A 9031-nucleotide genomic window follows, 5' to 3' on the forward strand; every position below is an offset into this window, starting at 1 on the left:
GACCTTGGCCTTGGTCGTATAGGTCGCCTTCCTCACCGGCTGGACCAACGGAGGCTTCGGCTTCGCCGGTTGTTTCGGCGGCGTTGCCAGGGGCTTGAGGGCGCGGAGGTAGGTGTTGCTGGCCCAACCAGTGGCGTTCCCCGCCTTCACCTGGCTCCAGGTTCCCTGACGCTGGAGCTCGATGACATCGGTGCCACGGTCCAGGACCTTGACGATCTTGGTGTTGGTGCCGGCACCGGTACGCAGGTTCAGCTTCGTGGTCGTCTCATGCGTTGGCTTGGTCGGTGCGGGCTTCGCTACCGGCGGTTTTGCCGTCTGGGGCGTTACGGCACCGATCTTCTTCATGTCCGCCGAACTGATCCAGCCGGAATATTTCCCGGCCTGGATCTCGGACCAGGTGCCACGGACCTGGCGTACGGCGACCTTGGTTCCCCGCTTGATCGACTGGGTTTCGTTGTACGTGGTTCCGGCTCCCGAACGCAGCTTGAGATCGCGAACGGTCTCGTGGGTCGCGGCAAGCTTCGCCGGGTCGATCGTGGCGGTCTTGCGCGCTAGTCCCTCCGATACCCAGCCTTCGGTTCCGTTGTACTTCACCCGGACCCAGCCGCCGGAACTCTCAAAGGCTTCAAAGGTGGATCCTGCGGGAATCGTCAGAAGCTTCGAGTACCAGGTGGCCGCCCCGGACCGCATGTTCAGGCCATTGGGATTGCTGTATTTGGCGAAGGGCACCCGGACGCCATTGGTCACGGTTCCCGTGGAGGTCATTGACCACTCGGGTGCTGCCGCCAACTTATTGGGCGTGACAGCGAAACGATTCATCCAACCGGTGCGTGAGCCGTACATGACCTTGACGAAGGATCCGTTGAGCAGTCCGTTGATGGCACCTGGTTGGCTACTGACCTGTGCGTTGCGGCTCGGCCGGTCCAAGACCTTCGAGGTGGCCGAGGGGGAGGCGAAGAGTTCCGCCTTGCCTCGCGCATAGTACGTGCAGGTCTTCAGCGATTCGGAATAACTTTTCGTGGCGTATGAATTCAGGTCGAGCCCACGGGATTTGAGGAAGGTGGCCGGATTGCGCACGTTTCCGTCGCTGGAGTAGAAACGGTCTTTCCATATTTCCAGGTGCAGGTGCGGGCCCGTGGAAGGACCGGAGGATCCCACCAAGGCAATCTTCTGCCCTGCCTCTACCTTTTGGCCTTCCTTGACCAGGACGTCATTGGGCCACATATGCATGTAGGCCGATTCATATGTCGTCCCGTCGATCCGGTGGGTGACCACGACTTGGCCCGAGGTCGAATTGGTGCCCCGAACGATCTTGCGCACGGTTCCCGCTGCCACCGCATAGATCGGGGAATCGTTTGCCGTGCCCATGTCCTGGCCCAGGTGGTGGGTGGATCCTCCCACCACCGGCATGCAGCGCGGCCCCATAGGAGAGGTCATCCGGTAGGTTTTCGAATCCAGCGGCAAGGCGAACATGCCGGCGCGGATCTTGCTGGAGGTTTCGGCATCCACCCGTATTTGGGAGACGGCGGGCAGGGCGGTAAAAACCAAACCCGCAACCAACACCCCCGAGAAAAGGGCGCGGAAGCATTTCGGCATGGCCATCGTCGGTGGTCTCCCTCAAGAAAGGTTTGTGGCCCCGGAAGGAATCCACAAGTAGGTGTGAGTGTGCGGGAGCGCCACAAAGTTCTGCCCCCAATCCCATACTTTATGCACTAAGTACAACAAATGGCAGGGAGTTTCGGCAATGTTTTGGTTTTGTCAGCCCAAGTGGGAGCTGTGGACCCAACCTTCAAGATTTCCAGCACGGACCTTGGTCCACTGTCCGCGACTTGCAATGACCTCAAGTTGCTCGCCGGCGCCCAGCTCGGCCAGGGCACGGTAATTGGCGGAGGCTCCCCGGTACAGGGTGGTCGCGGTGGTGGTGACCGGAGCAGTGGAGGCGACGTACCGCAATTGCAGCTGGCTCGCCGGGACCCAGCCGGTTTCCTGATCCAGCAAAATCCGGCGCCACGGCCCCAGTTTCCCGTTGACCTTGACGAGGGTCCCAGCCTGAATGATACGCAGTACCGGGAAGTGGTCGCCTACATCCTTGCGGACATTCAAGCGCACGGTGGTGGTGAACTCGGTCGGGGCCATGGGCTGTATCCCGGTGGAGGGGCGACTCACGTTGATGCGAGCCAGATAGGCGCTGGGAACCCAGCCAATGTCCTTGCCGGTGGAGATCTTTGCCCAAGTGCCCAGCTCGTCCAACTTGCGGACCTGGATATTTGCCGCCAGCACGCGCAGCACCGGATAGTTGGTGCCCGAGCCCTTGCGCAAGTTCAGGTCGGCGGTGCTGCGGTGCGTGGGGATGAAGTCTTCGTCTGGCACTTCCGGCGCGCTGGCGGCGCCGCCGACTGCGGCCGAGCCCACCGGCGACTGGCTGGCGACCGGGCGCACCGGAACCTGGGGCATGCGTCGGGGCGCCTCGAGGCGCTCAAGGCACTGGGCCGGAAGCCATCCAAAGGTTTGGCCGTGCTGCACGCTTGCCCACAAGCCGCTGACACGCAGCAGATACACCGGGGTGCTCTGGGGAATCAAATATTGGACCGAGTAGTGCCTGCCGGCACCCTTGCGCAGCTTGAGTTCCGCCGTGGTGCGGTGCGTGGGTCCCGCGGTTTGCACCGGGGCCGGCATCGGCGCCGTGCGTGCGAAGTCGAACTTCTTCATGCGGCCATTCCGTACCGGGGCGCGACCGCACCGGGGTTGGTCAAAGCCATGCGTGCACGGATGTGAAACACGTTTTGATGACCTCACTGAACAAGTGGTTGACCTGGAACTGGCATGTGTGGAGCAACGCCCTGAAGGCGTCACTATCCGCCCGGATCGTTCACGTAAAACCACGTATCGGGGCGCGGCACCTGGACATGCCCTACCCCATGTTATTGCACACACGACCAAGGCCCCCAGTCGCGAGCCGGGGGCCTTGGTCACATCATCGTCACGGGTGACCCGCGACGGTCGTTCCTAGCGTGCAGCCAGTTCGCCGTCCAGGCGAAGCAGGCCGTTGCCGTCGTTGTTGATCATCTTCACGCGGTCAAGGATTTCACCGACGGTGGCTTCCTCTTCGACCTGCTCCTCGATGAACCAGGTCAGCAGTGGCACCGAGTCAATGTCGCCCTCATTGTGGGCAAGGCGATAGAGGTCGCGAATCGATTCGGAGACCTTCTTCTCGTGGTCAAGGGATGCCTGGAAGGCACCGTCCACCGTAGCCACGTTCAATTCCGGGGCCCCAATGGCACCGATCGAGGGGTGCGCCCCGCGATTGGTCATGTGGGCGATGAACTTTTCCGCGTGCTCCAGTTCCTCGGCGGACTGGGCCCGGAACCAGGCAGCGATGCCCGGCAGGCTCAGGACATCCATTTCGATGGCCAGCTGGCGGTACACCGTCGAGGCCTGGAGTTCCAGGGTGATTTGGTCGTTGAATGCGTCTGCAAGCTTTCCGGTAAGTTCCATGGCACCCACGCTACGCACTCCTTTGGGCCTTGTCACCGAAGTATGGCCGTACTTACCTTGGGGTAAATATGGCATGCTTTGGGTCCCGGGGAGGTGCTACCAAGGTGATGCTCACCTTGGTTCGGACTCCCGGGCTGGGCCCGGTCAGGAGGAAATAATGCGTTCCCCGGCGTGGATCTTGGCAACCGCCCGGTTGGCGTCGCGCAGCCCAAGCAACACGCCGCCCAGCATTATTGCCACGCCCGCCATCGTGGCTGCGGGGAGGACAAAAGCAGGAAGTGCCACCAGCATGGAAACGATGCCGCTGGCTGCCATCAGCAACGCGGCAAGCCAGCAGCCCAAGATGCCCTTGTTCGCCGCCGCGTGGTGGCCCAGGAGCCAGCACGTATCGCAGTGCATCAGGGCAGCGGTGCGGATCCCGACCCAGGGATTGCGCTTGATCCGCCCGGAGGCCGCGGCCCTCATCATCCATGCCATCGCGGCCATGAGCAGCACCATGAATGCAGTCGCGATCAATTCGGTCAGTGATTCGCCGTCCATGGCGCGCTTCTCTCCTTGCGGTTTGTGGCCGGCACGCCGGTGCAGGTTCACGTGGGCAGTGCCTGCAACGCTACGCCAGTTCCGGGAAACGTTGCATTTCCGGTGGCGGCCCATTGGGGCCGCCACCGATTCGGTGGTGCTCTCGGCAGACGCTAGCCGCTCAGTCCCGCACGACGCAGGGCTTCGGCCATGGCCGTGTTGCCGCCTGCGGCCTTGGGGCTCCCCTGCTGTGCGCCCCTGTTGGCGCGGGGTGCCCCATGGGACTCTCGTGGGGCCCGCGCCTCCGGTCCCCGGGTGCCACGCGGCGCCCGTTCAGACCGCTCGGTCTTGGCACCCGGTTCGTCGTCCAGACGCAGGGTCAATGAGATGCGCTTGCGCGCCGGGTCCACCTCAAGGACCTTGACCTTGACGACTTGGCCGGAGGTGACAACCTCGCGCGGGTCGGAGATGAACTTGTTGCTCATGGCCGAGACGTGGACCAGGCCGTCTTGGTGGACGCCCACGTCAACGAATGCACCGAAGGCGGCCACGTTGGAAACCGTGCCTTCCAGGACCATTCCGACCTGCAGGTCGGAGATCTTTTCCACGCCCTCCTTGAGGTTCGCGGTCTTGAAGTCGGGGCGCGGGTCGCGGGCAGGGCGCACCAGCTCGGCCATGACGTCCTTGACCGTGGGCAGGCCGAATTGCTCGGTGACGAAGTCCGCCGCATTCAGCGTGGCCACAGACTGGTTCTGCGCGGTGGCCGCCGCCAACAGCGTTTCGGCCAGCCCGTAGGCCTCGGGGTGCACGGCGGAGGCATCCAGAACCTGCTTGCCTCCGGTGATCCGCAGGAATCCGGCGCACTGTTCGAAGGCCTTGGCGCCCAGTCGCGGGACCTTCAGCAGGGATCTGCGGGTAGTGAAGGGGCCGTTGGCGTTGCGGTGCTCGACGATGTTGCGGCTCAACAGCGTCCCGACGCCCGCGACGCGGGCCAGCAGTGCCGGGGAGGCGGTATTCACGTCCACCCCGACGGCGTTTACGCAGTCCTCGACCACCGCGTCCAGGGAGCGGTCCAGCTTGGCCGGGGTCAGGTCGTGCTGGTACTGTCCCACACCGATGGATTTGGGCTCGATCTTCACCAGTTCGGCCAGCGGGTCCTGCAGCCGGCGGGCAATGGACACAGCACCGCGGATGGAGACATCCAGCTCCGGCAGTTCGGCGCTTGCCAGCGCCGAGGCCGAGTACACGGAGGCTCCTGCCTCCGAGACAATCACCTTGGCCGGCTTGTTGGTCAGCTTGGCAATCACGTCCCCGGCCAGCTTGTCGGTCTCCCGGCTGGCCGTTCCATTGCCCACTGCGATCAGTTCGGCACCGTGCTTCGCGGCCAATCCCACCAGGGTGTCAACGGACTGGCCCCACTTGTTGGCCGGCGCGTGCGGGTAGATCGTGGCGGTGTCCACAACCTTGCCGGTGGCGTCCACGACCGCGACCTTCACCCCGGTGCGCAGCCCGGGGTCCAGGCCCAGCACCGCCCGGTTCCCGGCGGGAGCTGCGAGCAGAACGTCGCGCAGGTTGGCTGCGAACACCTTGACGCTGGCTTCCTCCGCGGCCTCAAAGAGCCGCGTACGCAGGTCCGCCTCCAGCCGTGCCAGCAGCCGTCCGCGCCAGGCCAGGCGCACGGTTTGCGCCAGCCACTTGCCGGCCGGGGCATCCGCGCCGGCCCTGATGCCCAGCGAGCGGGCGACGGCGGCCTCGTATCCTGCGCGTGCCTTGGAGAGCGCTGCGTCGTCGCGCGGATCCGCCTCGGCGAGCTCGAGGTTCAGCGCTCCCTCGCGCTCGCCGCGCAACAGCGCCAGGATGCGGTGCGAGGGCTGGGAAGCTACGGGCTGGACGAAGTCCTCGTAGTCGGAGAACTTTGCGGCGTCCGAGGCCGGGGCGCCGGGGGCGATCTTGGAGGCAATCTTGCCTCCTGTCCAGAGCCGTTCACGCAGTTCGGAGACCAGCACCGCATCCTGCGAGGCACGTTCGGTGAGGATGGCCCGGGCACCTGCCAGCGCGTCGGTTGCGGCATTGATGTCGTGTTCGGGGTTCAGGAACGTGGCAGCCAGGGCCTCGGGGTCCTGCGCCGGGTCGGAGATCAGGGAGTCGGCCAGCGGCTCTAGCCCCGCCTCGCGCGCGATCTGGGCGCGGGTGCGGCGCTTGGACTTGTAGGGCAGGTACAGGTCCTCGAGCTCAGCCTTGGTCCCGGCGGCCAAGATGGCGGCCCGCAACTCATCGGTGAGTTTGCCTTGCTCCTCGATCGCCTTGAGGATCGCTTCCCGGCGGTCCTCCAATTCACGCAGGTAGCGCAGCCGCTCCTCGAGCAGCCGTAGCTGGGTGTCGTCCAGGGTGCCGGTGACTTCCTTGCGGTATCGGGCAATGAAGGGAACGGTGGATCCGGCGTCGAGCAATTCGACGGCGGCCTTCACCTGCCAGTCGGCAACCGAGGCACCCCCTGAAGCTAGCTCGGCGGCAATGGTCTGGATTATTCGCATCTGGCTCACCCACACTAGTTTGCCGCATCGGTGCCCCAGCCCGCTGACAGGGACGGATCGCGCCAGGCGTGTGTCGCCTCCGCTGCGTTGCCCGTGATTCGAGAATTGCCTCGGACCGGTGCTAGGTTGGCCACAGGACTCGACACGGGGTGCCGCCTGGCGGCTGAGAGATAGACCCGTTGAACCTGATCTCGATAATCCGAGCGAAGGGATGCCGGTCCGGCATGAACTGCGCTTGCACCCGATTTTTGGGCACCCGGCGGCTGGTTCCATGGCATCCTTTCGCCCAACCGAAGGGTGCAAGAAGATGCTTATCAAGGACCAAACCGTGTTGATCACCGGCGCTGGACGAGGGCTCGGCACGGACCTGGCCCGTGCCTTTGCCCGCGAGGGCGCTCGGATCGTACTGAATTACCGCTCCAGCGAATCCGCCGCTCATGAACTGGCCGCGGAATTCGGGGCCAGTCGAGCAATCGCAGTCCACGCCGACGTGGCGGAGCCGGATCAGGTCGCACAACTGGTGGCCACCGCGCGCGGGCACTTTGGCGCTCCCATCACCACGCTCATCAACAATGCCCTGCCTAATTTTTCCTTCAACGGAGACGCACGCGCGAAGGCCGACGGAATTGGGTACTCGGAATTCGGCGCGCAATTCACCGGCGTCATCGGAGGCGCGCTGAACACCATCCAGGCAACGCTGCCGGGCATGAGAACTGCGGGCTTCGGCAACATCATCAATATCGGGACCAACCTCTTCCAGAACCCCGTGGTCCCGTACCACGACTACACCGCGGCCAAGGCGGCACTGCTGTCCCTGACCCGCACGTTCGCTTCGGACCTTGGTCCGGAAAACATCCGCGTGAACATGATTTCCGGGGGCCTGCTGCGCACCACCGACGCGTCGGCCGCCACCCCCGAGGCCGTCTTCGACCTGATCGCCGACTCCACTCCCCTGCGCCGGGTCACTTCCCCGGCCGAATTCGCCGACGCCGCACTGTTGTTTGCCTCCCCGTGGTCCCGGGCGGTGACCGGGCAGAACCTGGTTGTCGACGGCGGACTGGTGATGAACTAGGAAGGGCAGGCACCTGCCATGGGCACTACTCGCCAATTGCACTTGAACGCCTTCATCTACGGAGCGGGCCACCACACCATGGGCTGGCGCCACCCCGACTCGAGCGCCGACCGTGTCGGGGACATTGCCTACTACGAGGAGCTGGCCCGCCTCGCCGAGCGCGGGTGCCTGGACGCTGTCTTCTTTGCCGACGGACAGAGCGTGAACCACGAATACGCGGCAGGGATCCCCTGGTTCCTGGAGCCGGTGACCGCCCTTAGTGCCATGGCCCGGGCCACCAGAAACATCGGGCTGGTCAGCACAATCTCGGCCAGCTTCTACACACCGTTCCATGCCGCGCGCCTGCTGGCCTCGCTGGACCACATCAGTGGCGGACGCGCCGGGATCAACGTCGTGACCTCCATGTTCGATGCAGAGGCCCGCAATCACGGAATGGACGCCCTGCCTGGCCATGCACAACGCTATGAGCGCGCCGAGGAGTTCGTGGATGCCGTACAGGGATTGTGGGATTCGTGGTCCGATTCGGCGCTGCCTGTGGACCGCGAGGCCGGTCAATTCCTTGATCCGTCCCAGATCCGCCCGGTCAATCACCGCGGCACCCACTTCTCGGTCGCCGGCCCGCTGACCGTCCCCCGCTGCCCACAAGGGCGGCCGGTGCTTTTCCAGGCTGGCTCCTCGGAATCCGGGCGCTCGTTTGCCGCCCGGCATGCCGAGGCCATCTACTCCGTTTCCTGGGACAGGGAATCGGCGCTGGAATACGCCGCGGACATCCGCCGACGGCTGGTCCTGGCCGGACGCTCCGGGGACACGGTTCCGGTCCTTCCCGGGCTGGTCACGTATATCGGTGCCACGCCGGAGGAAGCACGGGCCAAGAAGGCCGCGCTGGATGCCTATCTGGACATCGACTCGGCCATCGCCCAGCTCAACTTGTTCACGGGCCAGGACTACACCGCCCATCCGCTGGACGGGGCCGTGGCCGGGCTGCCTCCCGCCGGGGAATTCTCCGGCCCGCAGGGCCGCTACCTCACGGTGCAACGCATCATTGAAACGAAGCAGCCCACGCTTCGGGAACTGCTGGGATTCCTGGCCGCGGGGGGAGGGCATGCAACCATGATCGGCACTCCCTCGCAGGTCGCGGACGAGATCGAGGAATGGTTCGCCACGGGCGCCTGCGACGGCTTCAACCTCATGTGCCCAAGCTTCCCCGCGGGATTGGACGACTTCGTGGAACTCGTGGTGCCGGTCCTCCAAGAGCGCGGTCTGTTCCGCACGTCGTACCCGGGAACCACATTGCGTGAAACATTGGGTCTGGCCAAGCCCGCGCGACTGGAATCCGTGCCTCTACCCGGCTAGGGCGTGTCTCCTAATCGCTGGTGGTTCGGTTTGGCAGGATTAACGGGTGAATTCCCGT

The 9031-nt window shown here is 64.7% G+C and carries 7 protein-coding genes and 1 riboswitch; of the genes, 2 read left to right on the plus strand and 5 right to left on the minus strand.

Translation table 11 applies throughout. From position 1 onward, the window contains the following. The 5 genes from AC6CHY_RS19845 to AC6CHY_RS19865 all read right to left on the minus strand — a co-directional run. Positions 1–1548: SH3 domain-containing protein (locus AC6CHY_RS19845; protein WP_498228046.1), on the minus strand; the 1548-nt coding region annotated here is incomplete at its 3' end. Positions 1549–1758: 210 nt separating this feature from the next. Beyond that, positions 1759–2709 carry an SH3 domain-containing protein gene (locus AC6CHY_RS19850; protein ID WP_217387620.1) on the minus strand — a complete coding sequence of 317 codons (951 nt, stop codon included), beginning with the start codon at positions 2707–2709 and terminating at the stop codon, positions 1759–1761. Between the two features lie 297 nt (positions 2710–3006). Further along, entirely contained in the window at positions 3007–3495 is a 489-nt protein-coding gene (locus AC6CHY_RS19855; RefSeq protein WP_217387619.1) for a ferritin, read from the minus strand. A 144-nt stretch (positions 3496–3639) separates the two neighbouring features. After that, on the minus strand, positions 3640–4035 hold the full coding sequence (locus tag AC6CHY_RS19860; RefSeq protein WP_217387618.1) for an SdpI family protein: 396 nt from the start codon (positions 4033–4035) through the stop codon (positions 3640–3642). 152 nt (positions 4036–4187) lie between these two features. Continuing rightward, complete coding sequence (locus AC6CHY_RS19865) at positions 4188–6548, minus strand: Tex family protein (protein ID WP_217387698.1); 2361 nt, start codon at positions 6546–6548, stop codon at positions 4188–4190. Between the two features lie 135 nt (positions 6549–6683). Beyond that, positions 6684–6777, plus strand: a riboswitch (TPP riboswitch). Positions 6778–6855: 78 nt separating this feature from the next. On the opposite strand from AC6CHY_RS19865, the gene AC6CHY_RS19870 reads away from it, so the two are divergent. Beyond that, complete coding sequence (locus tag AC6CHY_RS19870) at positions 6856–7620, plus strand: 3-oxoacyl-ACP reductase (protein WP_498228048.1); 765 nt, start codon at positions 6856–6858, stop codon at positions 7618–7620. A gap of 18 nt (positions 7621–7638) precedes the next feature. Then, entirely contained in the window at positions 7639–8973 is a 1335-nt protein-coding gene (locus AC6CHY_RS19875; protein WP_498228050.1) for an LLM class flavin-dependent oxidoreductase, read from the plus strand. Positions 8974–9031 lie beyond the last annotated feature (58 nt).

It is taken from the genome of Paeniglutamicibacter sp. GQ140 (assembly GCF_059759235.1).